Here is a 26,439-nt window from a genome sequence, read left to right as displayed (position 1 = left end):
TTATGGCAGGTCCCCATGACAGTAGCGCCCGACTTCAGCAATGCGATCGATCCGGCCAAACTTGAAAAGCTGGGCGAAGTGGCCGTCAAGGTCGGGCTCCAGCTGCAGAAGGGCCAGGATCTGGTGATCACGGCGCCGATCTCAGCCCTCGCCTTGGTCCGTCATATCACTAAACATGCCTATCTGGCCGGTGCCGGCATTGTTACCACCTTCTATTCCGACGAAGAAACGACGCTTTCCCGCTATATCCATGGTTCGGACGAGAGCTTCGACAAGGCATCCGGCTGGCTCTACGACGGCATGGCCAAGGCCTATGCCAATGGTGCGGCCCGGCTTGCGGTCGCCGGCGACAATCCGATGCTGCTGTCGGGCCAGGATCCGGCCAAGGTAGGACGCGCCAACAAGGCCAATTCGATCGCCTACAAGCCGGCGCTTGAATATATCTCGAATTTCGACATCAACTGGAACATCTGCTCCTATCCGAACCCGTCCTGGGCGAAGCTGGTGTTTCCGGATGTGCCGGTCGAGATTGCCGTGGCAAAACTGGCCGACGCGATCTTCGCTGCCTCGCGCGTCGACCAGGCCGACCCGGTCGCTGCCTGGAAAACCCATAATAGCGAACTGGCAAAGCGTTCCGGCTGGCTGAACGGCCAGCGCTTCTCGGCCCTTCATTTTACCGGTCCCGGCACAGATCTGACCGTTGGCCTTGCCGATGGCCACGAATGGCATGGCGGCGCCTCTGTTGCCAAGAATGGCATCACCTGCAATCCCAACATCCCGACGGAAGAGGTCTTCACCACGCCACATGCGCTCAAGGTCGAGGGCCATGTCTCGTCGACCAAGCCGCTTTCCCATCAGGGCACGCTGATCGACAATATCCAGGTGCGCTTCGAAGTGGGCCGGATTGTCGAGGCCAAGGCGAGCAAGGGCGAGGAAGTGCTGTTGAAGGTGCTCGACACCGACGAGGGCGCCCGTCGTCTTGGCGAGGTGGCGCTGGTGCCGCATTCATCACCGATCTCGGCCTCCGGCATCCTGTTCTACAACACGCTGTTCGATGAAAATGCCTCGTGCCATATCGCGCTCGGCCAGTGCTATTCAAAGTGCTTCCTTGATGGCGCCTCGCTCAGCCAGGACCAGATCAAGGCGCAGGGCGGCAATGCCTCGCTGATCCATATCGACTGGATGATCGGCTCGAACAAGGTGGATATCGATGGCGTGGGAGCGGATGGCTCGAAGGTGCCGGTCATGCGCAAGGGCGAGTGGGCCTGATCATGACCCGATTGCCGGCGGTTCGTCCGCCGGCAGCCCGATATCGGTCGAACCTGCGGAGGTCAGCGGTAGTAGACGATCTTGCCGCCATTGGCGGCAGTCTGGACCCAGATCACGTTCTTCGCAGCAATCTTACGCAGTTCCAACGCATCGCGCAGCCCTGCATCGGCAGCAACTTCGGCCTGCGCTGTCCGGATGCGGACCGGATGCGGCTTCTGCACGAAAAACGGCACGGTGCCATCCGTATCGTGCCACGAGGGACCCACTTTGACCGCTGTGACATTGTCGTTGAAGCTCCTGCCAAACAGTATCCGCGACAGTTCGGACTGGTCGGCCAGAGCTGGAGCCGCGCCGACCGTTGCAGCCAGAATCCAGGGCAGAATCCCGGCCAGAACCGCAGCATTCTTCATTTTCATAGTCAAATCTCCATGACGTAACAGCGGCACCGCACAAAGGCGCCTGACGCAACCTGCCACGTTTTCGCTGACATAGTTTTATGGAAATGGGAATTGCGTTACCGATTTGTAAGGCCGGCGCCGGTCACAATTCGATGAACGCGACGGCTGCGCATCGCCCTGACGCAGAAAAGGCCGGCGATGGGCCGGCCTTCGAACAGATGCATAGATCGAGATGGCCCGGTGGTGGCCCCTGCCTCAGGACTGTCTTGCCTTGCGATTGGCATAACGCCTGTCACGCTCGGCCTTGCGGGCAGCTTCGTCTTCGACGACGCGGGAAATGCGGCTGGCTTCAGCCGCTTCGCGTGCTTCGGCTTCAGCATTTGCAGCCGCCGCGATAGCAGCTTCCCGCTCGGCGGCCTCAGCCTTGAGGCGATCGCGTTCTTCGTTCTTCAACCGCTCGCGCTCGACGCGGCGTGCTTCACGGGCTTCGGCGACGGCCATGCGCTCGGCCTGCTTGGCTTCGAGGTTCGGCTGTGCAGCCTCCTTGGCGGCGCGATAGGCCTGAAGGAGAGCGGCCTTTGCATCGGCAGCCGTGCTGCGGCGGTCGGAAAGTTCGGTATTCTTTATATTTCTCAATTGTCTATTCCAGTTGGAATGCCATGCCGGCTATGTCAGGCCTTTCTGGCACGTTTCGTAACGGGGCTTGGTGCCGGCTTGTTGCTGTCTTGCAATTCCTTGGCAAGACGGGCCTCGCGCAGCCTCAGGGTCTTTTCTTCGCGCGCAGACACGATTGTGTCCAGTTCTTCGAACGCGCGCTCGCGGGCGAAGAATTGCGACTGGGTCTTGCCAAAGGCGATCTCCGCCTGTTGACGCGGTTTGCTGAAGTTTTCTGTCAAGCTCGTCCTCCTCTGGGGTGCTCGGGTCGGCGAGCGGCAATAAAAAAGGCCAGGCAATGTGCCTGACCTCGGTTGGATCTTGCTCTCGACAGTGCCAGTACATCCGTGGTCAAGGGAAAGCAGATACCGATTTAGGCAGCCTGAAGATTGCCAGCCGACATCTTGCCCGACTTGTTGTCGCGCTCGAGTTCGTAGCTCAGCTTCTGGCCTTCGACGATTTCGCGCATGCCAGCGCGTTCGACTGCCGAGATATGGACAAATGCGTCCGGGCCGCCGTTGTCAGGCTGAATGAAGCCGAAGCCCTTGGTGGCGTTAAACCATTTTACTGTGCCAGTGGTCATGATGAACCCTTTCATAGCATAAGAGTTACCGCAACGCCGATGCGCTGCGGAGATGATAGCGATTTTTGAAAGGAAGGTTCGTTCAGGGCGCGGTTGCTAAATGCGCGGTAACCAAAGCTCAGCAAGCAAATATCGATGATTGGCATATAGAGAGTTTCCTAAAGAATGTCAACCATTGGTTTTTCTCTTTGCCCTTTACGGCACTCGGGAGAAGCCTGAAATTCCGACGTTTTTGCTGAAATTTCAGATTTTGCAACAGCTCAAATACAACCAAGGGATGCGCCACAAAGCATCAAATCCGGCCGAAGCTAAGGCACAGCCTGCCGGGGACAAGGCGGCGTTTCCCGGTGGTCACCGTGTCCATGCCATGCAGCGGCATCAGGCCTTCCTGCGCAGAAGCGCGGCGACCCTTTGCGTGAGGATCAAGCAGGCAGACCCGGTCGTGGTCACCACGCAGAATGGGCGGATATTGGTCTGGCGCGCAATCAGCCGGCCGGCACGCCCAGCCGATAAAATTCTCTATGTTCGCCGGCAGATTGAACCACCATTGCAGGACGACCGGGAGGCATCAGGCAGACATCAGAACAGGCTGCCCTGGCCGGCCGGCGGTTCGGGTTTCCGCGCCGGTTTCGCCGCAGGCTGTGGCCTGGAAGAAGTCGACTGCAGATCTGCGCTGCCGGGCGGCGGCACGCCCTCGCCGATCACCGCCGCAATGCGACCATCGGCAAACTCGATCGCGACTGGCTGGGATGCACCAAGCGCTGCTGCCCGTGAGATCGGTCGGTCTTGCTCGTCGCGGATCACCGCATATCCACGCTGCAGCACGTTCTTGTAGGACAGGGAGTGCAGCATCCGGTCCTGTGCCACGACCAGCGTCCGGGCGCGGCGCAGGTCATGGATCACCGCGCTATCGGCACGCCGGCCAAGGCTTTCCAGCCGGTCTTTCGAGCGGGCGGTCAGCGCCTGCAGCCGCGCCGGCACCGCCGTCAGTGTCGCATCGAAACGACCCAGACGGGCCTTGTTGCGCTCGATCAGGCGTTCGATCACGCGTTCGGCCCGCGTCGCCTGCTCGCCCAGCCTCTGCTGGCGCTCGACAAGGCGTCGCGTCAGCATATCGGGCGAGAGCCTGGCTGCGGCGCGCTCGAAACTGCGCCGCTTGTTCATCGTGTTGAGCTCGAGACTGCGGCCGAGACCACTCGACGCCTCGTCGAAGCGGCGGCGCGGCAGCGCCAGCAACTGGTCGAGCGATGGTAGGGCACGGGCCAGCGCGCGCAGGCTTTGGCTGCGATAATCCATCTGGCGGCTGGTCGCACCCGAAAGACGGGCAGCGAGTGTCGCGATCTGGGCTTGCAGATCGGCTTTCACCGGCACGGCCATTTCAGCCGCCCCGGTCGGCGTCGGCGCGCGCACATCCGCCGCGTAGTCGATCAGGGTCCAGTCGGTCTCATGGCCGACCGCCGAGATCAGCGGAATGTCGCTGGCAGCAGCGGCCCGAACGACGGCCTCGTCATTGAAACTCCACAGATCTTCAAGACTGCCACCGCCTCGCGCCACGATCAGCACGTCTGGCCGTGCGACCGGCCCACCGGGCTCAATGGCGTTGAAGCCGATGATGGCATTGGCCACCTCGTCGCCGGACCCCTCGCCCTGGACCTTGACCGGCCAGACCATGACATGGACCGGGAAGCGGTCGGAGATGCGGTGGAGAATATCGCGGATGACGGCGCCGGTCGGCGAGGTGATCACGCCGATGACCTTGGGCATGAAGGGCAGCAATTGCTTAGTCGCCGGATCGAAAAGGCCTTCCGCCGTGAAACGTCGCTTGCGTTCCTCGATCAGCGCCATCAGCGCGCCGGCGCCGGCCGGCTCCATCTGCTCGATGACGATCTGGTATTTCGACGAACCGGGGAATGTGGTGATGCGGCCGGTGGCGATCACCTCCATGCCTTCTTCCGGGCGGTATTTCAGTTTGGCAAACGAACCTTTCCAGATCACCGCATCGATGCGCGACTTGTCGTCCTTCAGCGAGAAATAGGCATGCCCGGACGAATGCTGGCCGCGAAAACCGGAGATCTCGCCGCGCACCCGGACATGGTCGAAGGCGGTCTCGACCGTGCGCTTGATCGAGCCCGAAAGCTCCGAAACGGTGAACTCGGTCAGATTGCTCGGCGAATCGTCAGCGAAGAAATTGCTCATGCGTCCTGATTATCGCAAAAGCCGGCAAAGATCAGCCTCGGCCTTGCGGTCCTGAGCAGATTTCATCTTCGTGCGCAGTCGATTTCGGGATCAGGGCAGAACGACCCGGTAGATCGTCAGACCGGACTGTGGATCCTGCGGCAGCGGCTGCAGATAGTCGGGAACCCTGCCGGCTTCGAGAGCCGCATAAAGCCCGTCCGGCTTCATTTTTGCTATTTTCTCGGTCTGAATATTGGTCGGGCAAAAGGCGAGGATCGTCGATTTCGAACCGCGCAGGAAGGCTGCCGCCTCTGCAGGTTCGGCAAGGCCGATATGCAGTTCGGTCAGCATGCCACCCTGGTTGCGGTGATAGGGGCCGCTCAGCACGCGGTGCGGGGTAATCCGCAGAATGTCCGCGCCATAGTCGGACGGCGCCACCACCGTGCCCGCCGGCAGGTCATTCAACTGCGCCAGGGACTGCAACGTCTCGCAGGCGGCGCCGGCATCAGTGCCACTCGCTGGCCCCGATGCAACCAGCGACCGCATCCGGTTGGAGATGCCCATCGTTCCCTCGACGATGAAGACGCCGCTGAGGATCCAGACGCTGGGCACCGAGATCAGCGTCACGACAACGAAGAAGAAGCCGGCACCGATATTGTCGGGCTCGGCATTGGAATTGTGCCGAAGGTCGGCAATCAGGAGCGCCACCGGCAAAATGGCGAGCAGGTTTGCAAATGCGGCGCCGCGCACCTGGACCAGCGCGATGACGAAGCTGATCAGCAGCAAGGCAAGGAGAATGGCATGGCTGCGCACATCGTCGCCGCGGATCACCCGGAACAGGCAGACGGCGAGGGCAAAGACCGGCACGGCGTAGAAGCCGCCGAAGCTCGCAGGCTCGACCTCCAGCCAGCGCAGGAAGGACTGCGCTTCCAGCACGCCGTCAAGCCACATCGTCTGCAGCAGCGGATCCAGTTCGTTCAGCGGATTCTGCAGGCATTGTGGAGCGACGGCCAGTGCTGCTAGCAAGACGAGTGCGCCTATGGTCACGAGCGCCGCGCTGCGCCCGGCAAGGCCAAGGCGGGCGGGCAGCAAGGTTGCGACGAACAGCGCGCCCGCGCCTGCGGCGATGATCGCGTAATAGCCGATCGACAGGCTGTCGCAGGTGACGAGACGATAATGCTCAGGCGGCACGGTCGCCAGAAACAGCGCCGAGATCGACAGCAGAAGCGACAGCGAAAACGCCCTTGCGGCTGTGCGGCTCCGTGCTCCTTCCAGTGCCCACAGCAGCGCCACCACCACACAGACCACCGCAATCAGCGGGGTGGTCTCGGCGCCAATGGCGATGGCAAGGGCTGAGGCAAAACCGGCCAAAGCAAAGCTTCCCGCCCGGCGGGCGGGATCCAGCAGGCAGGCGGCGATGGTGGCAACCAGGACCAGTTGGACATTGTGGTGATCGATGGCGCCCGGAAGGAAGCGGTTGCCCGTAACGACGAAGACGGCCGCCAGCATCAGGGCGATATGCATGACCGCCGTATCGCCGATCCTGCGCGCCGCAACGGCGACCGCTGTCATCAGCGGAATGACGAGGAAAAACGGCCAGACCAGAAGCGCCAGTGCCTCGGCACGCTCGCTCGGCAGCGCCAGCGAAAACATCTTGATCAGCGCTGCGATCGGCAGATCGATGATCCGCGACCAATGCATCAGCGTGCCACCCGGAAGGCCGAGGCGATATTGCATCAGGTCGAACCAGGATTGGCCTGCGAGCAAATCGCGCACCTGGACCAGGCGCATCACATCGTCGTTGTCGATACCGACATAGTCGCGCGCACCCGGCAGGTTGAGGACAGAGAGGATGAGGATCGTCAGGCCCGAATAGAGGGCAATGGCAGCCGGCAGGCGCTCCAGGCGACGTCTTGCAGGCAGGGCGGGTGAGGAAGATGCTGCCGTCAATCGTTTCATCCTCAAGAGGGCGGCATTTCGCAGCCGTTATGCGAAATAGTCCAGGAGCAAGGTCTGGCGAAACCTAGCCTTAACCTTCTCAAGAAATAGTAAAGCCGGATGCGGTCACGAAGGCTGCTCGATCTTTCAACAGGTGCGCTTTTCGATGAGTGGTTCGGCCTCCGCCTATCCCGACATTGCCGTCTTGCTGCCCTGCTACAACGAGGCGGCGACGATCGGCGACGTCGTGCGCGATTTCCGCACCGCCCTGCCGCAGGCCCGTATCTTCGTCTATGACAACAATTCCACCGACGGCACGGCGCTCACCGCCATGCTGGCCGGTGCCACCGTCGTTCGCGAGCGCCGCCAGGGCAAGGGCCATGTCGTGCGCCGGATGTTCTGCGACATCGACGCCGATATCTATGTGATGGCCGATGGCGACGGCACCTATGCGCCGCAGGACGCGGAAGAACTGGTCCGCACGCTGATCACCGAGCGCGCCGACATGGTGGTCGGCACACGGCGCGGCGTGCATGACGATGCGGGACGACAGGGCCATGCCTTTGGCAACCGGCTGTTCAACACGCTTTACCGCCTGCTGTTCGGCAATGACTTCACCGACATCCTGTCCGGATACCGGGCGTTTTCGCGCCGCTACGTGAAAAGCTTCCCGGCCGTCTCCGGCGGCTTCGAGATCGAAACCGAAATGTCGGTGCATGCCTCGCGGCTGAAGCTGCCGGTCTGCGAACTGGAACTCGACTACGGCCGCCGGCCGGAAGGCTCGCATTCCAAGCTCTCGACATTCGAGGACGGTGCAAGGATCCTCTGGATGTTTGCCATGCTGATGAAAGAGACAAGGCCTTTTGCCTTTTTCGGTCTGATCAGCGCCGGCCTGATGGGCATGAGCCTCGGCTTCATGGCCCCGGTCCTCTACGAATTCTTCACCACCGGCCTGGTGTCGCGCATGCCGACCTGGATTGCCGCCATGGCGCTGATGATGATGTCTTTCCTCAGCTTCACCGCAGCGCTGATCCTCGATTCGGTTGCCCGATCACGGGCCGAGCAGCTGCGCATCCACTACATGAACCTGCCGGCACTGAAGCGACCTGACAGCGAACAGAAGCCGGTCAACACACCGGCGGCGGCGGCGAAATCCGCTACGCCCAGCAAGCGCACCTCGAAAGCCGCATGAAGAAATTCATCCGCTTCGCCATCGTCGGCGCAACCGGCTTCGTGGTCGATGCCGGCACGCTGTGGCTGCTTTTGTCTTTCACACCGCTCGGACCGCTCAGCGCACGGGTCATCGCGATTGCGCTCGCGATGACCGCCACCTGGCTGCTCAACCGCAGCTTCACCTTCGGCGCCTCGAAACGCTCGGTCGTGGTCGAGGGCTTCCGCTACGGCGTGATCGCAGTGATCACGTCGCTGGTCAATTACGGCATCTATGCCGGGCTGCTGATCATGGCGCCGCTGCTCAGCCCCTATGCGGCGCTGGTCTTTGCCTCCATCGCCGCCATGCTGTTCAGCTTTTTCGGCTATTCGCGCTTCGTCTTCAGACGATAGCGACATCAGTAGCCGGCTAACTTTATACCGTTTCCCAACCGTCCTTGGCCGCCGCGCGGTAGATCGCATCGATGAAGCGCTGGTTCGCCTTGGAATTCTCCAGCGTCACCACTTCGCCTGTAGTCCCGGCAACCGCCCGTGCAAAGGCCTCGGTCTCCAGCTTGTACTGGCGGCTGTCGGGGAAGCGGAAGATCTGCGAACCGTCATGACTGCGATTGGTCAGTTCGACCTCTTCGGCACCCCAGCGGTCGGCGTTGAACGGCGACTTCACCTCGATGAAGCCATCCGTACCGTGGAAGACCATCAGCTGGCGGTTGGCCATCTGCGTCGAGATGTAGAAATTCAGTTCGAAATCGCCGAAATCTGCCTTCACGCTCGAATAGATGTCGGTGCCGAATTGCGGGTCGCGCTCGATCGTCGCCTGGATGCGCTGCGGCTCCTTGCCGGTGGCAAAGCGCGTGGTGATCGTCGGATAGACGCCGATATCCGGCAGCGCGCCGCCGCCGAGTTCGGGAATGTTGCGCATATTGCCCGGATCGCGGTTGAAATAGGTGAACGAACCCTGGACCATCTTCAACTGACCGATGGCGCCTGCCGCCAGCAGTTCGCGGACCTTGTGCCAGACCGGTGTGTAGGTGACCATGAAGGCTTCGGAGACGACGACCTTGTTGCGGTCGCGGGCTTCGATGATTGCGTCGATCTCGTCGGCCTTCAGCGCGATCGGCTTTTCGCACAGCACATGCTTGCCTGCATTGGCGGCCTTGATCGACCATTCGACATGTTGAGAAGTCGGCAGCGGAATGTAGACTGCATCGATCACGTCTGAGGCCAGCATGTCCTCATAGGAGCCGAAGGCATGCGGCACGGAAAAGCGGTCGGCCATGGCGCGGGCCTTTGCCATATCCCGGCTGGCAATCGCCGTGACCACGGCATTTTCCGCGTCCTGGATGGCCGGCACGACAAGCTCGCGGCCGATCTTGGCCGTCGACATAATTCCGAAACGCAACATGATTTCCTCCCTGAAAATATCGGCCGGACATTAAGCGAGGTTCGTGAGCGGCGCAATCCGGCTCGCGGCAGGTGGCGCTCCTTGCCCGTGCACCCTGTTGGCCGAAAATGTCCACTCTTCGTCCGGCCGCCTGCTTTTTCTGCTCTCCAGACAGGATAACTTCGGCTATCGTTGAAAACACTGGAGAGCCTGAAATGTCCGCAGAGAAAAATGCACTGATTGTCATCGATGCCCAGGAGTCCTTTCGCCAATGCGCGTTCTGGACGAATGACGACCTTGCCGCCTATGTCGAGAAACAGCAGGCACTGATCGACGGCGCCAAGGCGGCCAGCATTCCGATCGTGCAGATTTTCCATGTCGACAGCGATGCACCGTTCACGCTCGATAGCGGTTTCGTCACGACGCTTGCCGAACTCAAGATCAGTCCGGACGTGACATTCCACAAGACCGTGCATTCGGCCCTGGTCGGCACCGGCCTCGAGGACTGGCTGAAGGCGAACGACATCACCCGCCTGATCATCTCCGGCATCCGTACCGAACAATGCTGTGAAACCACGACACGCAACGCGGCTGATACCGGATACGACGTCGATTTCGTCAGCGAAGCCATGCTCACCTTTGCCATGACCCATGCGTCCGGCGTCAGCTTCTCGCCGGCCGAGATTCGCATGCGCACAGAGTTGGTTCTGGCCGGTCGTTTCGCCCGCATCGCAACTGTCGAAGACGCACTCGGTGCAGCAAGGAAAACGGCTTGAGCGAACAGACGAACCTGTCAGCACCGGAGATCCTTCCGGTCTACATTCTGGTTCCGCCGGAGGCCCTGCTGATCGATATCGCAGGGCCGCTGGAAGTGCTGCGCTATGCCAATAGCGAGCAGAGTGCGGTTCAATTCGACTACCGCTATATCTCCACGCATGCCCGACAGCAGACCTCCATCGGGCTGATGCTGGACGGGTTGGAGCCATTGCCCGAAAGCCTGCCCAGCGGTGCCATGCTGGTTATTTCCGGCAGTCTTGCGGTTGGCGAACAGGCGCTTGCTGCGAATGCCGAACTTGCTGCCCTCCGCACATGGCTGCGCAATGTTGTTGCAGCGGACACGAGACTGGTGACGATCTGCTCCGGCGCGTTGCTGGCGGGTGCGGCCGGCCTTTTGGAAGGCCATGCCTGTACCACCCATGCCGAGTGCATCGACGAACTGAAGGCGTTGGCGCCAACTGCCAACGTTCTGGAAAACCGGCTCTATGTCGAGGACCGCAACCGCTTCTCCAGTGCCGGCATCTCGACCGGGATCGACCTGATGTTGCATGTCGTCGCAAAATTGACCTCGGCCCAGGTGGCGCTGGCGGTGGCGCGCATGATGGTCATCTATCTGCGTCGCAGCGGCTCTGACCCGCAGCTTTCGCCCTGGCTTTCGGGCCGCAACCATATCCATCCGGCGATCCACCGGATGCAGGACGCCGTCATGGCCGATCCGGCACGTGACTGGAGCCTTGGCGAACTGTCGCGGCTTGCGGCGCTCAGCGAACGGCATATGACCCGGCTGTTTCGCGAGCATACCGGCCTGTCGGTTACAGCCTATATCAACACGATCCGGGTTGCGCTGGCGCATGACCTGTTGTCGCAGAGCCGGTTCGATATGGAAAGCGTCGCCGAGCGGGCCGGATTTTCCTCGACACGGCATTTGCGGCGGGTCTGGTCGGAGCATCACGCAGCGCCACCCAGCCAGTTTCGCCGCGATCGACGGCCCGACACCTGAGCGGAACCTCGCCCCCCAGCCCCTTGATGGATCGGACCCATTCACCAATTTGAATGGTGCATCAAGAAGCCGATTGCTACCGTCCGGTCCAATCGTCCCTCGAAAGGATCATGTCATGCAGAAGCGCGCCCTCGGCCGCACCGGTCTTTCCATCGCACCCGTCGTCTTCGGCGGTAATGTTTTCGGCTGGACGGCCGACGAGGCGACCTCGTTTGCCCTGCTCGATGCCTTTTTCGACGCCGGCTACAATACGATCGACACGGCCGATGTCTATTCCGCCTGGGTCGATGGTCATGTCGGCGGCGAAAGCGAAGCGATCATCGGCAAGTGGCTGAAGCGCAGCAGCATTTCCCGCGACAAGGCGATCATCGTCACCAAGGTCGGCTTCGACAACAATGGCCGCGAGACCGGCCTTGGCAAGACCTGGATCGCGGACGCGGTCGAGGCATCGCTGAAACGCCTGCAGACCGACTATGTCGACCTCTATCTGGCCCACAAGCCGGATGAAAAGACCCCGATCGAGGAAACGCTGGAAGCCTTCGGCACGCTGATCAGGGCCGGCAAGGTGCGCGCCATCGGCTGCTCCAACTATGATGGCGAGCAGTTGCAGGCGGCCCTTGATGCCTCGGCGAAAAACGGCCTGCCGCGCTTCGACGTCGTACAGCCGGAATACAATCTCTATACACGCGACCGCTTCGAGGGACCGCTTGCCGATCTGTGTGTCGCCGAAGACATCGGCGTGATCAGCTACTATGCGCTGGCCGCCGGCTTCCTCACCGGCAAATACCGCAAACACGAGGATACGGCCGGTGTCGCCCGCTCCTACCGCGTCGGCAACTACCTGAACGACAAGGGATTGAAGATCCTCGCCACCCTCGACCAGATCGCCGCCGAGACCGGAACCACGCCGGCAACCGTCGCCATCGCCTGGGTTGCCGCCCGTCCCGGCATCACCGCACCGATCGCATCGGCAACCAGCCTTCGCCAGCTCGACAGCCTGATCGCCGCTGGAAATCTGCAGCTCTCGGATCAGCAGATGGCCCTGCTCAACGCGGCGGGTGCCTGAGCATGACCCTTGTCATTCGCGATGCGACAGCGGCCGACGAAGCCGCCTGGCGCTATCTCTGGACGGGTTACCTGACCTTCTACAAGGTCGATCTTGCCGCCAAGATCACCGACCACACCTGGGCGCGCATCCTCGATCCAGCCTCGCGCGTTGCCATGCGTGTCGCCGAGATCGACGGGCAGCTGGCCGGCTTTGCCATCCACCATTTTCACGACAGCACCTGGGTGATGACGCCGGACTGTTATCTCGAAGACCTGTTCCTCGACGCCCGCTTTCGCGGACAGGGCATCGGCCGCGCGCTGATCGACGACCTGATCGCGCTTGCCAAGACCCAGGGCTGGTCGCGGCTCTACTGGCATACCAATCACGACAATGCGACCGCCCGCAAACTCTATGACAGCTATGCGAAGGAAGACGGGCATGTGCGCTATCGGATGACATTGGCATAGTTTGTATCGGACCAAAGACTGTACTAGAATTCGGCATGAAGGAGACCAGCGATGGCAACCGTAAACATCCGGATTGACGACGAGATAGAGGCCCGCTGGGAAAAGATTGCCAAGGCTCATGGCCTCGACCGCGCCGAAATGTTCCACGACGCGCTTGTCGAAAAACTTGAAGAGCTGGAAGATCTCTACGCCGTCGAAGCTCGGCTGAAAGAGCCATTCGAGCCGGTGCCAAACGAACAGGTCTGGAAGGAACTCGGGCTTGCGGATTGAATGGCATCCCGCTGCTATCGAGGAACTCAGGCAGCTCGGAACTGACCATCAACGGCGCATCAAGAAGGCGCTGGACCTGCTGCTTCCACTGGAAGACCCAAGACAGCGCCTCCGGCCCTATAGCGGCGACCTCAAGGATTTCTGGAAATTGAGAATTGGCGACATCCGACTGGTTTGCCAGATTCTGCGGGAAGACAACGGCTATATTCTAGTCGTCAGAGTGGCGCATCGTAGCACGGTTTACTCTGAAAGAAGCCGGCGGGTCATTCGCGCCCGTGACCCGCACCAGCCGTAAAACGGAAGAAATCGACGAATGCCCGCAGCGCCGGGCGCATTTGCCGGCGTGAGGTGTAGTAGATGTAGAAACCATCGAACGGCGGCGACCAGTCGGTGAGCACCGGCACCAGACGTCCTTCGCGGATATCCTCATTCACCCGCTCGTCGAACAGGAAGGCCAGCCCGACGCCATCAAGAGCCGCGATGCGGGCCAGTCGCTGGTCAGAGACAATCAGCGGTCCCTGCACATCGACAGCGAGTAGCTTGCCATTCTGCTCCAGTTCCCAGCGATAGATCCGGCCGCTGCTGAACCGGCGGCGGATGCAGCGATGCCGCATCAGGTCCTGCGGCGTGCGTGGCATGCCGTGTTCGGCGATACAGGCAGGCGATCCGACGATCACGCCGCGCTGCGGGCCGCTCGCCTTGACCGCGATCATGTCGGCTTCCAGATGTTCGCCAAGTCGCAGACCCGCGTCGAACCCTTCGGCGACGATATCCTCGAAGCGGTCATTGGTGACGATATCGAGTTCGATCCGCGGATAGGTCCGCAGGAACGCACCCAGCCGCGGCGCAATCAGGTCTTCGGCGGCCAGCATCGGCATGGTGATGCGCAGCGGGCCGGCCGGCACGCTTCTATCGTCTGCCAGTGCCGCCAGTGCCGTATCGATATCGGCCAGCGCCGGCGCCAGCGTCTCCAGCAGCCGCCTGCCCTCCTCCGTCGGCGCGACGCTGCGGGTGGTGCGGGCGAGCAGGCGCACGCCAAGGCTTGCCTCCAGCGAAGCGACCGCATGGCTGACGGCCGATGGCGCAATGGCAAGCTCGTCAGCCGCCTTGCGAAAGCTGCGGGTCTCGGCGACGGTGGCGAGCACCGCCAGTTGGGAGAGCTGGATCCTGTTCATTGTACTATTCAATAGAACAAGTACCGCGAAATTACAGCCATTATCCTGTTCAATCCTTATGATATTCTGCGACCATCATCAGCGCATCCAGAGCGCTCCCCGCGAAAGGTTGAAGACCATGAAAACTAGACAGCTCGGCTCCCTCTCCGTTTCCGCCCTCGGCCTCGGCTGCATGGGCATGACCCATGGTTATACCCAGACCGGTGACGAGGCCGGCTCGCTGGCGACCCTGGCTCGCGCGGTCGAACTCGGCGTGACGCTGTTCGATACGGCCGAGATCTACGGTCCGTTCAACAACGAGATCCTCGTCGGCAAAGGCTTGCGGCCGTATCGCGATCAGATCCAGATCGCCACCAAGTTCGGCTTCAAGATCAATGTCGACAATCCCAATGATGCCAGCGCCGGCGGCACGGATTCGCGCCCCGAACATGTCAAGGCGGTCGCCGAAGCTTCGTTGAAGCGGCTCGGCGTCGAGGTCATCGATCTCTACTACCAGCACCGCGTCGATCCGAACGTGCCGATCGAAGACACGGTCGGTGCGATGGCCGATCTGGTGCGCGAAGGCAAGGTCAGGGCGCTCGGCCTGTCGGAAGCCAGTGCCGCGACGCTGCGCCGGGCGCATGCGACCCATCCGATCGCCGCCATCCAGAGCGAATATTCGCTATGGACCCGCGATCCGGAGGAAAATGGCGTGCTTGATACCTGCCGCGAGCTCGGCATCGGCTTCGTGCCGTTTTCGCCGCTCGGACGCGGCGTGCTGACCGGCGCGCTGAAGTCGCTCGACGGCATGGCCGCCAATGATTTCCGCCTATCGCTGCCGCGGTTCAGCCAGGAGAATTTCGACGCCAATCTGGCGCTAGTGACAGCCCTTGAACAAATGGCCGCCGACAAGGGCGTCACCCCCGGACAACTGGCGCTTGCCTGGGTTCTGGCGCAGGGCGATTTCATCGTGCCGATCCCCGGCACGACCAAGATCGCCAATCTGGAAAAGAATGTCGCGGCTGCCGATATCGTGCTGTCGGCGGAGGAGGTTGCAGCGCTTGGCGATCTTCTGTCGCCCGCCAAGGTGGCCGGCGCCCGCTATCCCGAGCGCATGGCGCAGATGGCCAACAAATAGCGCCAAGGTGTCAGGCGCTGCCGGCGACGCTGTGTCGGTAAGCCGATGGCGTCGTGCCGGTCATCGTCTTGAACACCCGGGTCAGGTGGCTCTGGCTGCTGAAGCCGCAGGCCGACGCGATCTGGGCAATCGGATCGGCGCCGGCCAGCAGTGTCTTGGCGCGGGCAAGCCGCCGATGCTGGACCCAGCCATGCGGAGAGACACCGCAACTCGCCCGGAACATGCGCTGCAGGTGGAATTCGCTGAGGCCGGCAATCGCGGCGAGGTCAGCCAGGCTCACCTGATGGTCGAGATGCGCCTCGATGTAATCTGTGATCCGCCGGCGGACGGCGGGTGCGAGGCCGCTCTTGATGGCGAGTGGTCGCGCACCGCCATAGCGTGGATCGACGAAGAGGCTGGCAAAGGCCGCATTCATCGCCGCATCGGCCAGCAGCGTATCGCCCACATGGGTGGCGTCCGCCACCTGGCGCAGCGCCTCGGCCAGCGCCGGCGCATGATCGAAGGTCGCCTCGGGCATGACCATCAGCCGGCAGTCGCGGTCGAAGGTCTCGGCAAAGGCCCGCCGCAGTTCCTCGTCCGGCACATAGAGATGGACGAACTCGAAGGCATCGGTGATTTCCCATTCCGACGAGGCGCCCTGCGGCATGATGCAGAGCGCGCCCGGCCAGCCGTTCAGCGCCCCGCCGTCGAGCCGGCGGGTGCCGGCGCCACCCTGAAGATAGAGGCTGAACGTATGGCCGTCGGGCCGCTCATAGCTCATCCGGTCATCGGCATTGCGCCAGATCGCCGCCGAACAGCCGGAACCAAGCGCAAGCGTGCCGACCGCCTGCGCACGTGGCGAGGCGGAGAGGAAGCTGAAGATGGACTGGTGCTGAAGCAGCATGAACGACCCTGAAAACAGGCTTTCATCTTAGCGCAATCTCGCGCCCGCGCCATGCGCGAACTCCCGGACATCGCCACACGGTGGCACTTCACCGCAAGATTCTGCAAGAACCCGCCCGACACCGGCGCTACCTGTGCGCCATCACAGCGAGGGCTTTATGACCAATATCATCCTGTTCGTTTCCACCGTCATCATCTGGGGCACGACCTGGATCGCCATTGCCATGCAGGTCGGGCCGGTACCGGTGCTGGTCTCGGTTTTCTACCGCTTCGCCACCGCCGCACTGATCTTCCTCGTCGTCCTTGCCGTTATGGGCAAGCTCAAGGTTCCGGCACTGCGCCACCAGCCGTTCATCCTGGCCCAGGCGCTCTGCCTGTTCAGCTGCAACTTCATCTGCTTCTACACTGCCGCAAGCTATGTGCCGTCGGGGCTGATCTCGGTGATCTTCTCGCTGGCGACGATCTACAACGCCATCAATGCAAGGCTGTTCTTCGGCGATCGGATCACCGGCCGCACGCTGGTGGCCGCAGCCTTGGGTGCCTCCGGCCTGCTGCTGTTGTTCGGCCCGGATATCCTCGTGCATTTCGATGTCGACACCTGGAAGGGCGTCGGCCTGTCGGCGCTCGGTACGCTGTTCTTCTCGCTCGGCAACATGGTCTCGCGCCGCAACAGTGCTGCCGGCATAAAGCCCGCGACCGCCAACGCATGGGGGATGACTTACGGCGCGATCTTCCTTCTGACCCTGATTGCCGTTACCGGAACGCCGGTGATCGCACCGCCCGACACAAAATACCTGCTCGCCATGCTTTATCTCGCCGCGATCGGCTCGGTGGTCGGCTTCACCACCTATCTGATGCTGGTCGCGCGCATCGGCTCGTCCAGGGCTGCCTATACGACCGTGCTCTTCCCGGTCGTCGCGCTGTCGCTGTCGACGCTCTACGAGGGCTATCACTGGACCCTGCTCGGGGTCCTCGGCCTTGCGCTGACGCTTGCCGGCAATGTGGTGATTTTTGCGCGGCCCACAGCGCGGTCAGCGGTTCCGGTTGCAAACCCGGCGGCGGCCGGCGCCCCTTCGCGCTGACCGCAGCCGATCGACCGCCTTACAGCTTCGGGGTCAGCATCTCGAAGCGGTCACGGATCGTCGAACAGGTGTCGCCGCCAAGCCTTGCGATGGCGTCGATGCCGGCCGGATCGACATGCAGCCGGTCATCGACAAGTCCGTCCTGATAATGGGCATACAGGATTTCGCCCAGGATGATCTGCCGGGACTTGCCGAGTTCGAGACTGACATGACGGCGGCATTCGAAGGCCGCCGGCGCTTCCTTGATCCACGGCGAGGCGACCTTTTCGCCGGGCATGGCCGTCAGCCCCGCCTGTTCCAGCTCGTTGACCCCGCGCGGATGTTTCACTGCACAGGCATGCATGGCTTCGGCAATGGCAAACGAGACGATGTTGACGGTGAACACTTCCGTCATGCGGATATTCTCGCCGGTATGCTTGAACGACATGTCGGGATTGTTTTCCACCCCGAGCGCCAGGATCGGCGGGTCGGCCGACAGGCAGTTGAAAAAGCTGAACGGGGCAGCGTTGATGCGGCCTTCGCTATCCACCGTGGTCACCAGCGCGATCGGCCGCGGAATGACCGTGCCGATCATCAGCTTGTACTTGTCGCGTGCCGACAGCGTGGTGAAATCGAAACCCGCAGACATGCATTCTCCTCGTTAAACCATGGTCAGTTCTGCGGACATTCGGCCAGAATTTAACAAGGACGCACAAGCCGCCTGCGCACAACGGACAAAGCGGCATTTGCCCGCGTCTATCAGCCCGCATCCGTCACCCTCGGGCTTGTCCCGCGGGTCTGCCGAGTTATGATAACATACTGTATTTCAGCACTTAAATCGGAAAACATCCACTTTCAGCAGATACTCGGCACAAGGCTGAGCATGACGCATTTGCCAGATGCGCATTTGGTCGACAAACCGGGAGTGGCAACGCCGCTCCCGGTTGTTTTGTCGGATCAGGCCCTGAGACTGCCGCCGGTGGTCTTTTCGACATTGCCGACGATCTTTTTCGTCAGCGCGTCGAAATCCTCGTCCGTCAGGGTCTTGTCGGACGGCTGGATCAAGACTTCGATCGCGACCGACTTCTTGCCCTCGCCCACCGACGCGCCTTCGAAGATATCGAAGACGTTGACGCCTGATATCAGCTTGCGATCGGCGCTGGTGGCCGCCTTGATGATCGCGCCTGCCTCGACCGACTTTTCGACGACAAAGGCGAAGTCGCGCTTGACCATCTGGAAGGGCGAAAGCTCGAGCGCAGGCTTCGTGCGGGTCGCCTTATTCTTCGGTTCGGGCAAGGCGTCGACAAACACCTCGAAACCGCAGAGCGCACCCGACACGTCGAGCGCTTCCAGCGTCTTCGGATGGAATTCGCCGAAATAACCGAGGATCACCTTGGGGCCAGCCTTGATCGTGCCGGAACGACCCGGATGGAACCATTCCGGTCCGCCCTGCTCGATCTGGATATTGGTCATCGGCAGGCCGCAGGCTTCGAGAACCGCAAGCGCATCGGCCTTGGCGTCATAGACGTCGACCGGCTTGCCGCCGCCCTTGGTAGCGTTGGACCAGGCGCGGCCAGCACCGGCAAGCGACGCCGTGCCACGGCGGATACCGCCGGCGACGCGACGCTGGCCTTCCGGCGTATCGGCCTCATAGGTGCCCGACACTTCGAAGATCGCCACATCACCGAAGCCGCGGTCGGCATTGCGCTGGGCAGCCGCCAGAAGGCCGGGCAACAGCGAAGGCCGCATGTCCGACATGTCGGCGGCGATCGGATTGACCAGTTTCAGCGATGGCTTGCCGCCGCCGAACAGCCTGGCATGCTCTGCCGAAATGAACGACCACGTCACCGCTTCCATCATGCCGCGGGCGGCCAGCGCACGCTTGGCGGTGCGGGTGCGGATCTGCAGCGTCGTCAGGATCTTGCCATTGACCGAGCCCATCGAGGGCAGAGGTTCCGGCTTGATATTGTCGACGCCAAACATGCGCATGACTTCCTCGACCAGGTCGGCCTTGCCGTCGACATCCGGACGCCAGGACGGGACCGCAACCGAGACCCGCTCACCGGAGCCGGACACCTCGAAGCCGAGGCCGGTCAGGATGGTGCGGGCTTCCTCGTTGGACACGGTAAGGCCGGTCAGGCGCTTGACTTCCGCGAAAGGGAAGTCAACGACCTTCTTCTCGTGGCCCTTATAGCCTTCGACCTTCGCAGCCGCAGCAACGCCGCCGCACATGTCGAGAACCAGCTCGGTGGTGCGCTCGAGACCGGGAACCATGTATTCCGGATCGACGCCGCGCTCGAAACGATAGCGGGCATCGGTGATGATGCCATGGCCACGGCCGGTCTTGGCGATATTGATCGGATCCCACAGCGCCGATTCGATCAGCACATTGACGGTGTTCTCGTCGCAGCCGGAATGTTCGCCGCCCATGATGCCGCCGATCGATTCGACGCCATTGTCATCGGCAATCACCACATTGGCCGGGTTCAGCTTGTAGGTGCGGGTGTCGAGCGCCAGCACTTCCTCGCCAACCTGGGCGCGGCGCACGGTCAGCACACCCTTGACCTTGTCGGCGTCGAAGACGTGCATCGGACGGCCCTGGTCGAAGGTCATGTAATTGGTGACGTCGACCAGCGCCGAGATCGGGCGGAGGCCGATGGCAAGCAGACGGGCTTGCATCCATTTCGGGCTCGGGCCGTTCTTGACGCCGCGCACCAGACGATAGGCAAAGCCGGGGCACAGGCGCTCGTCGTCGAGCACGATCTTCACCTCGTGCGGCGTTTCGCCCTCGACGGCAAAGCTCGGCGCCTTCGGCTGCTTCAGCGTACCGAGGCCGGAGGCGGCCAGATCGCGAGCGATACCGAAGATCGAGGTGCAGTCCGGACGGTTCGGCGTCAGGTTGATCTCGATGAGCGGATCATCGAGCCCGGCATAGGTGGCGAAGGACGTACCCACCGGCGCGTCTTCGGGAAGGTCGATGATGCCGTCGTGATTGTCGGACATGTTGAGCTCCTTTTCGGAGCACATCATGCCGTGGCTTTCCACGCCGCGGATCTTGCCGACGGCAAGCGTCACGTCGATGCCCGGCACATAGGTGCCCGGGCGTGCGAGCGCGCCGATCATGCCGGCGCGGGCATTCGGTGCGCCGCAGACGATCTGCACCGGCTTGCCGTCACCGGCATCGACCGCCAGCACCTTCAGCCGGTCGGCCTCCGGGTGCTTTTCCGCCGTCAGGATCTTGGCGATGACAAACGGCTTGTAGGCCGCCTTGTCATCGACATGCTCGACTTCGAGCCCGATCGCCGTCAGGCGCTCGCAGATCTGGTCGAGGCTCGCATCGGTATCGAGATGATCTTTCAGCCAGGAGAGTGTGAATTTCATTGTCTCGTTTCCACCTGAATCTTGTCCGAAACGTCCGGCGATCGCGCGCCTGGCGCCTTTTCGCCGAGAAGCAGGCTGATGACCGAGATATCGAGTTCGATGTCGGGCCAATGCATGCTTTTCGGCATGAAGTCTATGTTGTTCCGTTCCACCGGCATCGCATGCTGAAGCTGCGGATACCACCAGACCGGGACACTGACGATACGACCGTCCGTCAGTTCGACATGCAGCAGGTCGTCGCCACAAAGCGCATCGACCGGCCGCATGTTATCAAGATGTTCAATCACGTCTCATTCGCCTTCAATTCTCACCGGACCGGGAGGTTTTCGCTCCACCGATCCGTCCCGTCCCCAGCGGGGACGGTCACTCGTCTTTCGCTCAGTTGCTCAGTTGCTCAGACCGCCAAACAGCGTCGGCACGTCGAGCGGACGGAAGCCGTAATGGCTCATCCAGCGCACATCGGCGTTGAAGAAGTCGCGCAGGTCCGGCATGCCGTATTTCAGCATGGCGATGCGGTCGAGGCCCATACCCCAGGCAAAGCCCTGGTATTCGTCGGGATCGAGACCACCGGCGCGCAGCACATTCGGATGCACCATGCCGCAGCCGAGGATTTCCATCCAGTCGGTGCCTTCGCCGAACTTGACGATCGGACCGGACGAGCGGTCGCACTGGATGTCGACCTCGAAGGACGGCTCGGTGAACGGGAAGAAGGACGGGCGGAAGCGCATCACGACATTGTCGACCTCGAAGAAGGTCTTGCAGAACTCCTCGAGGATCCAGCGCATGTTGGCGACATTGGCCGTCTTGTCGATCACCAGGCCCTCGACCTGATGGAACATCGGCGAATGGGTGGCGTCACTATCCTGGCGATAGGTCTTGCCGGGAATGACGATGCGGATCGGCGGCTTCTGCGCCTCCATCGTCCGGATCTGAACCGGCGAGGTATGGGTGCGCAGGACCTTGCGCTCGCCGTTTTCGTCCGGCTGGAGGAAAAAGGTGTCGTGCATCTCGCGGGCCGGATGGCCTTCGGGGAAATTCAGCGCGGTGAAATTGTAATAGTCGGTCTCGATATCCGGACCTTCGGCGATCGAGAAACCCATGTCGGCGAAGATCGCGGTGATCTCATCGACGATCTGGCTGATCGGATGAATGCGGCCGCGCTCGGCGGGCGACGAGCGCACCGGCAGCGAGACATCGAGCGTCTCGGCCTTCAGGCGGGCATTGATCGCCGCGTCCTTGAGATCGGCCTTGCGGGCAGTCAGCTGTTCGGTAACTTCATTCTTCAGCGCATTGATCGCCGCGCCGCGGGTCTGGCGCTCTTCCGGCGTCATGGCGCCCAGCGTCTTCAAGAGTTCGGAGACCGAACCCTTCTTGCCCATGGCCGCCACGCGCACTGCCTCGATCGCCGGTTCGTCCGCGGCGGCGGCGATATCGGCGAGAAGCTGGGTCTTCAAACTGTCGAGATCGGACATTTTTCCGTTTCCTGCCCTTCATGTCGCGCCGTGATACCGTCACGGCCTAACGGTCAAAGAAAAACCCGCGCTAGCCCTGCCAGCGCGGGTTTCCCAATACCAAAATATCAGTCTGGGAAGCGCTGGTTACTTGACCGCGCTTTCAAACTCGTTGGTCGTGCCGGCTTCCTTGAGATAGGCGAGCGACTTCTTCGAAACGTCAACGAGCTTCGCGAAGGCTGCCGGCTCATGGATGGCCATGTCGGACAGGACCTTGCGGTCGACTTCGATGCCAGCCTTGTTCAGGCCGTCGATGAAGCGGCCATACGTCAAGCCGAATTCGCGGACAGCCGCGTTGATACGCTGGATCCACAGAGCGCGGAAGTTGCGCTTGTTGACCTTGCGGTCGCGGTAGGCGAATGCCTTCGAACGATCCACAGCAGCTTTGGCTGCGCGGATGGTGTTCTTGCGGCGGCCGTAGAAGCCCTTGGCTGCCTTGAATACTTTATTGTGCTTGGCGCGGGAAGTTACGCCACGTTTTACGCGTGCCATGTCATGATCTCCTTATTGATCCAAAAGTGCCGGGTCTCAGAGACCGTTGGGCAGGTAGTTCTTGATGACCTTCTTGCCATCTGGTTCAGCCAGAACCATCGTGCCGCGTGCGTCACGAATGAACTTGTTGGACCGCTTGATCATGCCGTGGCGCTTGCCAGCAGCTGCTGCACGGACCTTGCCGGTTGCCGTGATCTTGAACCGCTTTTTGGCGGAGGACTTCGTCTTCATCTTGGGCATTTTGCTACTCCATTGTTCTTGTATCGAAACAGGCAGACGAAGCCTGTTTTCAAGCATAAAGAACGGCCACGGCATGCCCTGCCGGACCGTTCGGACGGGGGCTTATAACCGCAGGACCGAAAAAGCGCAACGGGGGCAGGCCGGAATCTTCAAAAGCCGTGTCATCCACCGTTGTGTGGCACGGCGAGCGTGACCTTCAAGCCGCCCATCGAGGAACGGCTGAAGCGCATCGATCCACCATAGGCGGTCAGCACATCCTGGGAAATTGCCAGGCCAAGGCCGGAACCGGGATCCTTGTCGTCAAGATGCACGCCGCGCCCGGCAATGCCCGACAGCGCCTCCTCGGCGACACCCTCGCCGTCATCTTCGACATCGATCAGCAAGCGTTCGCCTTCGATGCGGCCACTCACCTGGATGGCCGTTGCGGCAAACCGGGTGGCATTGTCCAGCACATTGCCGAGTGCCTCGGCCAGATCGGCCGGATCCATGTCGACGGTCAGGGCCTCATCGATCTCGACCCGCCAGGCGACCCCGCGATGTTCCGTTACCGGTTTCAGCACCGAAACCAGCTTGCCGACCAGGGCCGAAAGTTCGGTGACAGCCATCTGCTCGACGCCGAGCCGTGCCGACTGCAATTGCCGGTCGGCGCGCTGGCGGATCAGGTCGATCTGCTGGCGGGCCAGATCGCGCTGGGCGATCGGCAGATTGTCGGCCAGCTGCAAGAGCACGGTCAGCGGCGTCTTCAGGCCATGGGCAAGGTCGCTCGCCCTTGCACGGGCGCGCTCGATCGCCGTTTCCCGCTCGCGCAGCAGATGATTGAGTTCGCGGACAAGAGGACGCAGCTCCCTCGGCCCGCCTTCCTTCACCGCCCGGCTCAAGCCGGAGCGCACCAGCGCGACATCGGACTGCAGGCTGGCGAGCGGTGCGAGGCCAATGCCGATCTGCAGGAAGGCGGCAGCAACCAGGACTGCCGCCGTCAACGCCAGCATGAAACCGATGGCGCTGTGATAGTCGAGCAGGGCATCGTCCATCACCGAGCGGTCGAAGGCGGCCAGCAGGGTGAAATTGCGCGAGCCGTCCGGTTCCTCCACCAGAATGCGACGGCTGTAGACGAACAGTTGGGCGCCATCCGGTCCCTCGGTGGCGCTGAAGCCGTAGTCACCGGGAACCAGCGCTGCGACCGGAATTTCCAGGTCCCAGAGCGAGCGCGAACGGAAGACCTCGCCGCGTTCAGAGACGATCTGCCAATACAGTCCGCTGCCCGGCAGGTCGAAACGCGGATCGGCCGGTTTTCGCACCAGTACGGCCTTGGCGTTTTTCAGTTCGAGGCCTGCGGCCAACTGGTCGATCACGGCAGACATGTCGGTGCGATAACGTTCGGCGACATAGTCGGAGAAGATGCGACTGAGGCCGAAGCCGACCAGCAACAGGATGAGGACCACGGCCACCATGGCTCCGATGACGAGCCGAAGCCGCAGCGACTGCATCATGGCTTGTCATCCAGCAGGACGTAGCCAAAGCCGCGGCGAGTCTCGATCGCATCGGCATCGGTCTTGCGGCGGATGCGACCGATCATGGCCTCGACGGCGTTCCTGGCCTGGTCATCGTCACGGCCCTGAACATGGCGGGCAATCTGCAGCGGATCGAAGACCCGGCCGGGTTCGGCGATCATCAGGGCCAGAAGGCGAAATTCGAGCGGCGTCAATTCCAGCGCCTGTCCGTCATAGGTCACCCGCCGGGCCAGATCGTCGAGCACAAAACGGCCCGCCGTCACCACCGACTTCGGCCGACCGCCGGCGCGGCGCAAGAGGGCGCGCAGCCGTGCGACGAGTTCCTCGCTGCGAAACGGCTTGGGGAGATAATCGTCGGCGCCGGCATCGAAGCCGTCGACACGCTCCATCCACGAACCGCGCGCCGTCAGCACCAGGATCGGCGTGTCGAGTCCGGCGGCCCGCCAGCGCTTGAGAATGGAAAGGCCATCCATACCGGGCAGGCCGAGATCCAGAATGATGGCGTTATAGTCCCCCGTCTCCCCCTCCGCCCAGACCTCGGGTCCGCTGGTCATATGCTCGACGATGAAGCCTTCGGCCTCCAGCTTGGTGCGTGTGTATTCGGCAATGCCCAGATCATCTTCGGCGAGCAGGAGGCGCATGCATCACCACCCGAATGCCGAGAGCTTGCGGCCCGTCTCGGCATTCAGCCTCAGACTGCGCACGCTGCCCTTGGCACTCTCGACCTTCAGCGCATAATACGGCGTGCGTGCCTCGAGGTTGAGATCGACCGATATCACCCGCCCCGCCTTCATTTCGTCGACCTTGTCGAGGATCTGGCGCAGCGACAGGATGCGCCCCTGCCGGACGGCATCGCGGGCCCGGACATGGTCGGCATCACGATTGCGGACTTTCGAGCCGCTGCCACTGTCCGAATTGTCGTCGTCATCCTCATTGCTGTCGTCATCATTGTCATCGCTGTTGCCATGCCCTGAATTGTCCGAACCATCACCGGAATCGTCGCTGCCGCCTGAACCGTGTCCGCTGCTGTCACTGCCGCTATCACCACTGTCACCATCGTCATCCGCATAGGCAAACTCGGGCCGTGCCAGCACGGCCAGAACCGTGGGCAGGGTGAGGAACAGGAGAAGAAATGCGCGACGATCCATGAGCTTCCGGGTGATTTCCTTGCTGGCTGGGCGCTGGCATGTATGCGGGACAGGTTTGAATGCAGGATTGCGATGCCGTGAACGTAGCGCTTGTCGGCCGGCCTTGCCACCGGCAAAAACGGGTTCCCCGCCCGGGGGCACCGGGCGGGGCGAAACGGCGAAAGGGGTTGCCCGGGCGGATGGGCTTCGCACGTTTCGATGCCGGTCAGCTGGCGGGGATGACCGTCACCTTGGTGAGCGTGCCCTTGGGCGCGCGAAGCTTGATCTCGGTTTGGCCGTGCTCCAGCTCGATCTCGTAGCGCAGGCGGTTGCCATTCTGGTCGACGGCCATCATCGAGCCATTGCGAAGGCCATTGAGCTGGGCATCGTTGACGACGAGGCGCACATCATCGCGGCCTCGACCACGGCCCCGGTCGTCGGTGCTGTCGTCATCGTCGCTGTCGTCATCATCGTCGCTGCTGTGGTGGCGGCCATGATCATCGTCATCGTCGCCTCCACGGCGACCGCTGTTGTCATCATCACTGTCGCGGTCGTCGCTGTCATCGGAACCATGCCGGCCACTGTCGTCCGAACGATCGCCACCGTTGTCATCGGAGCTATCGGAACCATCGTCATCACCGCCGCGGGCTTCGGCGACCGAAACGATCATCGAGGCAAAGGGCGAAGGGAGCGTGGCGCCGAGGGCAGGCAGGAGCGTCAGGGCGACGGCGGCGGTGCTGGAAACCAGCAGGGCTCTACGCAAAAGACAGGTCATTGTTTTTCTCCGTGTTGCAGATCCATCGTTTGGATGA

At 62.0% G+C, this 26,439-nt stretch carries 31 protein-coding genes; 11 read left to right on the top strand and 20 right to left on the bottom strand.

Annotation, left to right across the window (positions count from 1 at the left end):
• The first annotated feature begins 15 nt into the window (after positions 1-15).
• Positions 16-1,269: an aminopeptidase gene (locus tag GVK95_RS01275; RefSeq protein WP_159946056.1), complete on the top strand. Its 1,254-nt coding sequence runs from the start codon at positions 16-18 to the stop codon at positions 1,267-1,269.
• A 62-nt stretch (positions 1,270-1,331) separates the two neighbouring features.
• Here GVK95_RS01275 and GVK95_RS01270 read toward each other — a convergent pair whose 3' ends face one another.
• The 7 genes from GVK95_RS01270 to GVK95_RS01245 all read right to left on the bottom strand — a co-directional run bounded on the left by GVK95_RS01270 (position 1,332) and on the right by GVK95_RS01245 (position 7,038).
• Positions 1,332-1,685: a hypothetical protein gene (locus tag GVK95_RS01270; protein WP_159946055.1), complete on the bottom strand. Its 354-nt coding sequence runs from the start codon at positions 1,683-1,685 to the stop codon at positions 1,332-1,334.
• Between the two features lie 237 nt (positions 1,686-1,922).
• Positions 1,923-2,303 carry a DUF6481 family protein gene (locus tag GVK95_RS01265; protein WP_159946054.1) on the bottom strand — a complete coding sequence of 127 codons (381 nt, stop codon included), beginning with the start codon at positions 2,301-2,303 and terminating at the stop codon, positions 1,923-1,925.
• A gap of 35 nt (positions 2,304-2,338) precedes the next feature.
• Entirely contained in the window at positions 2,339-2,563 is a 225-nt protein-coding gene (locus GVK95_RS01260) for a hypothetical protein (protein ID WP_159946053.1), read from the bottom strand.
• A gap of 131 nt (positions 2,564-2,694) precedes the next feature.
• Positions 2,695-2,919, bottom strand: a complete 225-nt coding sequence (locus GVK95_RS01255) for a cold-shock protein (protein WP_280178052.1) — start codon at positions 2,917-2,919, stop codon at positions 2,695-2,697.
• The gene (locus GVK95_RS25355; protein WP_280178051.1) at positions 2,916-3,050 is read right to left on the bottom strand and encodes a hypothetical protein; all 135 of its coding nucleotides are present in this window, start codon (positions 3,048-3,050) and stop codon (positions 2,916-2,918) included. The genes GVK95_RS01255 and GVK95_RS25355 overlap by 4 nt, the downstream gene beginning before the upstream one ends.
• A 433-nt stretch (positions 3,051-3,483) precedes the next feature.
• Positions 3,484-5,100 carry an exodeoxyribonuclease VII large subunit gene (xseA, locus tag GVK95_RS01250; protein WP_159946051.1) on the bottom strand — a complete coding sequence of 539 codons (1,617 nt, stop codon included), beginning with the start codon at positions 5,098-5,100 and terminating at the stop codon, positions 3,484-3,486.
• A gap of 90 nt (positions 5,101-5,190) precedes the next feature.
• Positions 5,191-7,038 (bottom strand): hypothetical protein, encoded by a 1,848-nt coding sequence (locus GVK95_RS01245; RefSeq protein WP_244618623.1) that lies wholly within the window; start codon positions 7,036-7,038, stop codon positions 5,191-5,193.
• Positions 7,039-7,183: 145 nt separating this feature from the next.
• On the opposite strand from GVK95_RS01245, the gene GVK95_RS01240 reads away from it, so the two are divergent.
• Positions 7,184-8,209, top strand: a complete 1,026-nt coding sequence (locus GVK95_RS01240) for a glycosyltransferase (RefSeq protein ID WP_159946049.1) — start codon at positions 7,184-7,186, stop codon at positions 8,207-8,209.
• Complete coding sequence (locus tag GVK95_RS01235; RefSeq protein WP_159946048.1) at positions 8,206-8,580, top strand: GtrA family protein; 375 nt, start codon at positions 8,206-8,208, stop codon at positions 8,578-8,580. Before GVK95_RS01240 ends, GVK95_RS01235 begins: the two co-directional genes overlap by 4 nt.
• Positions 8,581-8,602: 22 nt before the next feature.
• On the opposite strand, the gene GVK95_RS01230 is transcribed toward GVK95_RS01235, so the two are convergent.
• Entirely contained in the window at positions 8,603-9,589 is a 987-nt protein-coding gene (locus GVK95_RS01230; RefSeq protein ID WP_159946047.1) for a Gfo/Idh/MocA family oxidoreductase, read from the bottom strand.
• Positions 9,590-9,783: 194 nt separating this feature from the next.
• On the opposite strand from GVK95_RS01230, the gene GVK95_RS01225 reads away from it, so the two are divergent.
• The 6 genes from GVK95_RS01225 (at position 9,784) to GVK95_RS01200 (ending at position 13,425) form a co-directional block, all read left to right on the top strand.
• On the top strand, positions 9,784-10,344 hold the full coding sequence (locus GVK95_RS01225) for an isochorismatase family protein (protein ID WP_159946046.1): 561 nt from the start codon (positions 9,784-9,786) through the stop codon (positions 10,342-10,344).
• Positions 10,341-11,345 carry a helix-turn-helix domain-containing protein gene (locus GVK95_RS01220; protein ID WP_159946045.1) on the top strand — a complete coding sequence of 335 codons (1,005 nt, stop codon included), beginning with the start codon at positions 10,341-10,343 and terminating at the stop codon, positions 11,343-11,345. The genes GVK95_RS01225 and GVK95_RS01220 overlap by 4 nt, the downstream gene beginning before the upstream one ends.
• 115 nt (positions 11,346-11,460) lie before the next feature.
• Positions 11,461-12,411, top strand: coding sequence for an aldo/keto reductase (locus GVK95_RS01215; RefSeq protein WP_159946044.1), 951 nt, complete (start codon positions 11,461-11,463; stop codon positions 12,409-12,411).
• Positions 12,412-12,413: 2 nt separating this feature from the next.
• Positions 12,414-12,860, top strand: coding sequence for a GNAT family N-acetyltransferase (locus tag GVK95_RS01210; RefSeq protein WP_159946043.1), 447 nt, complete (start codon positions 12,414-12,416; stop codon positions 12,858-12,860).
• Positions 12,861-12,911: 51 nt separating this feature from the next.
• Positions 12,912-13,130 carry a DUF6290 family protein gene (locus tag GVK95_RS01205; RefSeq protein ID WP_159946042.1) on the top strand — a complete coding sequence of 73 codons (219 nt, stop codon included), beginning with the start codon at positions 12,912-12,914 and terminating at the stop codon, positions 13,128-13,130.
• A complete protein-coding gene (locus tag GVK95_RS01200; protein ID WP_159946041.1) occupies positions 13,120-13,425 on the top strand; it encodes a type II toxin-antitoxin system RelE/ParE family toxin in 306 nt (101 codons plus the stop codon). Before GVK95_RS01205 ends, GVK95_RS01200 begins: the two co-directional genes overlap by 11 nt.
• On the opposite strand, the gene GVK95_RS01195 is transcribed toward GVK95_RS01200, so the two are convergent.
• Positions 13,394-14,305 (bottom strand): LysR family transcriptional regulator, encoded by a 912-nt coding sequence (locus tag GVK95_RS01195; RefSeq protein ID WP_159946040.1) that lies wholly within the window; start codon positions 14,303-14,305, stop codon positions 13,394-13,396. The two genes, GVK95_RS01200 and GVK95_RS01195, sit on opposite strands and share 32 nt — an antisense overlap.
• 118 nt (positions 14,306-14,423) lie before the next feature.
• Here GVK95_RS01195 and GVK95_RS01190 point away from each other — a divergent pair, with 118 nt between their 5' ends.
• Positions 14,424-15,422, top strand: a complete 999-nt coding sequence (locus GVK95_RS01190; protein WP_159946039.1) for an aldo/keto reductase — start codon at positions 14,424-14,426, stop codon at positions 15,420-15,422.
• Positions 15,423-15,432: 10 nt separating this feature from the next.
• Here GVK95_RS01190 and GVK95_RS01185 read toward each other — a convergent pair whose 3' ends face one another.
• Positions 15,433-16,182, bottom strand: a complete 750-nt coding sequence (locus GVK95_RS01185; RefSeq protein WP_159947418.1) for an AraC family transcriptional regulator — start codon at positions 16,180-16,182, stop codon at positions 15,433-15,435.
• Between the two features lie 280 nt (positions 16,183-16,462).
• On the opposite strand from GVK95_RS01185, the gene GVK95_RS01180 reads away from it, so the two are divergent.
• Entirely contained in the window at positions 16,463-17,386 is a 924-nt protein-coding gene (locus tag GVK95_RS01180; RefSeq protein WP_159946038.1) for a DMT family transporter, read from the top strand.
• A 19-nt stretch (positions 17,387-17,405) separates the two neighbouring features.
• Here the strand turns inward: GVK95_RS01180 and GVK95_RS01175 are convergent, their stop codons facing one another.
• The 10 genes from GVK95_RS01175 to GVK95_RS01130 all read right to left on the bottom strand — a co-directional run bounded on the left by GVK95_RS01175 (position 17,406) and on the right by GVK95_RS01130 (position 26,402).
• On the bottom strand, positions 17,406-18,014 hold the full coding sequence (locus tag GVK95_RS01175; RefSeq protein ID WP_159946037.1) for a flavin reductase family protein: 609 nt from the start codon (positions 18,012-18,014) through the stop codon (positions 17,406-17,408).
• Positions 18,015-18,322: 308 nt separating this feature from the next.
• Positions 18,323-20,746, bottom strand: coding sequence for a phenylalanine--tRNA ligase subunit beta (pheT, locus tag GVK95_RS01170; protein WP_159946036.1), 2,424 nt, complete (start codon positions 20,744-20,746; stop codon positions 18,323-18,325).
• Complete coding sequence (locus GVK95_RS01165; RefSeq protein WP_159946035.1) at positions 20,743-21,033, bottom strand: DUF2442 domain-containing protein; 291 nt, start codon at positions 21,031-21,033, stop codon at positions 20,743-20,745. Before GVK95_RS01165 ends, pheT begins: the two co-directional genes overlap by 4 nt.
• A gap of 99 nt (positions 21,034-21,132) precedes the next feature.
• A complete protein-coding gene (pheS, locus tag GVK95_RS01160) occupies positions 21,133-22,218 on the bottom strand; it encodes a phenylalanine--tRNA ligase subunit alpha (protein WP_159946034.1) in 1,086 nt (361 codons plus the stop codon).
• 126 nt (positions 22,219-22,344) lie between these two features.
• Entirely contained in the window at positions 22,345-22,749 is a 405-nt protein-coding gene (gene rplT, locus GVK95_RS01155) for a 50S ribosomal protein L20 (RefSeq protein WP_113139608.1), read from the bottom strand.
• 36 nt (positions 22,750-22,785) lie between these two features.
• Positions 22,786-22,989, bottom strand: a complete 204-nt coding sequence (gene rpmI / locus GVK95_RS01150; RefSeq protein WP_025425550.1) for a 50S ribosomal protein L35 — start codon at positions 22,987-22,989, stop codon at positions 22,786-22,788.
• 161 nt (positions 22,990-23,150) lie between these two features.
• Positions 23,151-24,479: a HAMP domain-containing sensor histidine kinase gene (locus tag GVK95_RS01145; RefSeq protein ID WP_159946033.1), complete on the bottom strand. Its 1,329-nt coding sequence runs from the start codon at positions 24,477-24,479 to the stop codon at positions 23,151-23,153.
• The gene (locus GVK95_RS01140; protein ID WP_159946032.1) at positions 24,476-25,141 is read right to left on the bottom strand and encodes a response regulator transcription factor; all 666 of its coding nucleotides are present in this window, start codon (positions 25,139-25,141) and stop codon (positions 24,476-24,478) included. The genes GVK95_RS01145 and GVK95_RS01140 overlap by 4 nt, the downstream gene beginning before the upstream one ends.
• Positions 25,142-25,144: 3 nt before the next feature.
• Positions 25,145-25,648: a hypothetical protein gene (locus GVK95_RS01135; RefSeq protein WP_159946031.1), complete on the bottom strand. Its 504-nt coding sequence runs from the start codon at positions 25,646-25,648 to the stop codon at positions 25,145-25,147.
• Positions 25,649-25,853: 205 nt separating this feature from the next.
• Entirely contained in the window at positions 25,854-26,402 is a 549-nt protein-coding gene (locus GVK95_RS01130) for a hypothetical protein (RefSeq protein WP_159946030.1), read from the bottom strand.
• Positions 26,403-26,439 lie beyond the last annotated feature (37 nt).

Source organism: Rhizobium sp. 18065 (genome assembly GCF_902706095.1).
Taxonomy (GTDB): Bacteria; Pseudomonadota; Alphaproteobacteria; order Rhizobiales; family Rhizobiaceae; genus Allorhizobium.
This window is presented reverse-complemented; position numbering and strand designations above follow the sequence as displayed.

Excerpts from the sequence above, each read along its gene's own strand:
- GVK95_RS01225 (WP_159946046.1), top strand. The coding sequence starts at position 9,784 with ATGTCCGCAGAGAAAAATGCACTGATTGTCATCGATGCCCAGGAGTCC.
- pheT (WP_159946036.1), bottom strand. The coding sequence starts at position 20,746 with ATGAAATTCACACTCTCCTGGCTGAAAGATCATCTCGATACCGATGCG.
- pheS (WP_159946034.1), bottom strand. The coding sequence starts at position 22,218 with ATGTCCGATCTCGACAGTTTGAAGACCCAGCTTCTCGCCGATATCGCC.
- GVK95_RS01215 (WP_159946044.1), top strand. The coding sequence starts at position 11,461 with ATGCAGAAGCGCGCCCTCGGCCGCACCGGTCTTTCCATCGCACCCGTC.
- GVK95_RS01140 (WP_159946032.1), bottom strand. The coding sequence starts at position 25,141 with ATGCGCCTCCTGCTCGCCGAAGATGATCTGGGCATTGCCGAATACACA.
- GVK95_RS01195 (WP_159946040.1), bottom strand. The coding sequence starts at position 14,305 with ATGAACAGGATCCAGCTCTCCCAACTGGCGGTGCTCGCCACCGTCGCC.
- GVK95_RS01275 (WP_159946056.1), top strand. The coding sequence starts at position 16 with ATGACAGTAGCGCCCGACTTCAGCAATGCGATCGATCCGGCCAAACTT.
- rplT (WP_113139608.1), bottom strand. The coding sequence starts at position 22,749 with ATGGCACGCGTAAAACGTGGCGTAACTTCCCGCGCCAAGCACAATAAA.
- GVK95_RS01130 (WP_159946030.1), bottom strand. The coding sequence starts at position 26,402 with ATGACCTGTCTTTTGCGTAGAGCCCTGCTGGTTTCCAGCACCGCCGCC.
- GVK95_RS01240 (WP_159946049.1), top strand. The coding sequence starts at position 7,184 with ATGAGTGGTTCGGCCTCCGCCTATCCCGACATTGCCGTCTTGCTGCCC.
- GVK95_RS01245 (WP_244618623.1), bottom strand. The coding sequence starts at position 7,038 with ATGAAACGATTGACGGCAGCATCTTCCTCACCCGCCCTGCCTGCAAGA.
- GVK95_RS25355 (WP_280178051.1), bottom strand. The coding sequence starts at position 3,050 with ATGCCAATCATCGATATTTGCTTGCTGAGCTTTGGTTACCGCGCATTT.
- xseA (WP_159946051.1), bottom strand. The coding sequence starts at position 5,100 with ATGAGCAATTTCTTCGCTGACGATTCGCCGAGCAATCTGACCGAGTTC.
- rpmI (WP_025425550.1), bottom strand. The coding sequence starts at position 22,989 with ATGCCCAAGATGAAGACGAAGTCCTCCGCCAAAAAGCGGTTCAAGATC.
- GVK95_RS01205 (WP_159946042.1), top strand. The coding sequence starts at position 12,912 with ATGGCAACCGTAAACATCCGGATTGACGACGAGATAGAGGCCCGCTGG.
- GVK95_RS01210 (WP_159946043.1), top strand. The coding sequence starts at position 12,414 with ATGACCCTTGTCATTCGCGATGCGACAGCGGCCGACGAAGCCGCCTGG.
- GVK95_RS01175 (WP_159946037.1), bottom strand. The coding sequence starts at position 18,014 with ATGTCTGCGGGTTTCGATTTCACCACGCTGTCGGCACGCGACAAGTAC.
- GVK95_RS01230 (WP_159946047.1), bottom strand. The coding sequence starts at position 9,589 with ATGTTGCGTTTCGGAATTATGTCGACGGCCAAGATCGGCCGCGAGCTT.
- GVK95_RS01185 (WP_159947418.1), bottom strand. The coding sequence starts at position 16,182 with ATGAGCTATGAGCGGCCCGACGGCCATACGTTCAGCCTCTATCTTCAG.
- GVK95_RS01270 (WP_159946055.1), bottom strand. The coding sequence starts at position 1,685 with ATGAAAATGAAGAATGCTGCGGTTCTGGCCGGGATTCTGCCCTGGATT.
- GVK95_RS01180 (WP_159946038.1), top strand. The coding sequence starts at position 16,463 with ATGACCAATATCATCCTGTTCGTTTCCACCGTCATCATCTGGGGCACG.
- GVK95_RS01190 (WP_159946039.1), top strand. The coding sequence starts at position 14,424 with ATGAAAACTAGACAGCTCGGCTCCCTCTCCGTTTCCGCCCTCGGCCTC.
- GVK95_RS01145 (WP_159946033.1), bottom strand. The coding sequence starts at position 24,479 with ATGATGCAGTCGCTGCGGCTTCGGCTCGTCATCGGAGCCATGGTGGCC.
- GVK95_RS01255 (WP_280178052.1), bottom strand. The coding sequence starts at position 2,919 with ATGAAAGGGTTCATCATGACCACTGGCACAGTAAAATGGTTTAACGCC.
- GVK95_RS01235 (WP_159946048.1), top strand. The coding sequence starts at position 8,206 with ATGAAGAAATTCATCCGCTTCGCCATCGTCGGCGCAACCGGCTTCGTG.
- GVK95_RS01135 (WP_159946031.1), bottom strand. The coding sequence starts at position 25,648 with ATGGATCGTCGCGCATTTCTTCTCCTGTTCCTCACCCTGCCCACGGTT.